The sequence below is a fragment of the Rhizobium sp. FKY42 genome, from assembly GCF_005222835.1.
Lineage (GTDB): Bacteria > Pseudomonadota > Alphaproteobacteria > Rhizobiales > Rhizobiaceae > Neorhizobium.
The window spans coordinates 1-1,284 of sequence record NZ_STGA01000042.1 but is presented as its reverse complement, the minus strand read 5'-3'; the positions used below and the strand labels follow the sequence as shown (position 1 = coordinate 1,284).

Annotated in this window: 1 protein-coding gene; it reads right to left on the bottom strand. The window is 55.2% G+C overall.

The genetic code is table 11. The features are described from left to right. Positions 1–1,172: ISNCY family transposase (locus E8M78_RS16200; protein ID WP_137136037.1), on the bottom strand; the 1,172-nt coding region annotated here is incomplete at its 3' end. Positions 1,173–1,284 lie beyond the last annotated feature (112 nt).

The following is a 1,284-nucleotide window of genomic DNA, read 5'->3' as shown; positions in this document are numbered from 1 at the left end:
ACTTCAGCTCTGTGAACCGACCGCAAGGTGTCGAAAGTTCTGTATGGCAGGGTGATACCTTCATGCATGATCTCAAGCCTGCCATCGGGATAGTCGCAGACGATGACTTTCTGTCCGGCGATCTTCTTCGCAATGGCAGTCGGATCGAGGATGAAGATCACCTTGTCGTAGCGTAGGGTGAGAGACTGTGACAGTGTGCGAACTTCCTTGCGGCACATGGCTCCGTCCAGGTTCTCATGCTCGGCTAATGGACGGTGCATGTCCTTCGGGTTGCGTGGTTCTTTCTCGAACCGCCGATTGAAATCAGCCATGAACTCGGGCGAAAATGCATTCGCATCCTCTAGCGTGCTAATGCCGCGCAGCCGCAATTCCTTCACCAATCTGTCCTGCAATGTGCGGTTTGCCCGCTCCACACGGCCTTTGGCCTGTGGTGTGTTTGCGCAGATGATATCGATGTTCAGTTCGTAAAGCGCCCGGCCGAATTGCGTCAGACCGCTGGTCCGATCTTTCTCAGATGCGTGTGTCGAGCGAAAAACCCCGTGCTTGTCACTGTAAAAGGCAATCGGCTTTCCCCATTCTTCCAGGTAGGTCTTCGTCGCCTGGAGATAATCAAACGTGTTCTCGGAAGGCGCAAAGCGCAGGTGAAGCAGCTTTCCGGTCGCGTCGTCGATATAGACGAGCAGGGCGCATTTTGGCCCCCGGTTCTCGAACCACCAGTGATGCGATCCATCAATCTGAACCAATTCTCCCAGACAATCACGACGCGCACGCGGTTGATAAATCCGTTGCTTGCGTTCGCGCCTTGAGGTCCAGATTCCAGCCTCCGTCATCCATTGCCGCAGGGTCTCTTTGCCAACCGCAATCCGGTGCAGCTCAATGAGCTTCTCGCGCGCAAGTGTCGGGCCGAAATCGTGATAGCGCTCGCGTATCAGATCAAGAACAACATTGCGGAACTCGTCGCTATGACGTCGGTTGCTCGGTTGTCCGCGTTTGCGCGACACAAGACCGGGCGCTCCGTCACGCTCATAAGCCTGCAACAGCCGATGCACCTGACTGCGGCTAAGCCCCAGGCTCTCAGCCGCCTGAACCACACTCAATCGGCGATCTCGGATCTTTTGAACCGCTTCTAGCCGGTTCAGCTCTTTCTGCGACATGGTGATCAAACAAGACATGGCAGCTCCATCAGCACTTCGGCATCGGAAACCAGTCTTCCTTCCAGCGTTGAACTTAACCAGCTAGAAGGGCGAAAACTGTCGCATCTCTAACTGGCCCAACTGTCGCATT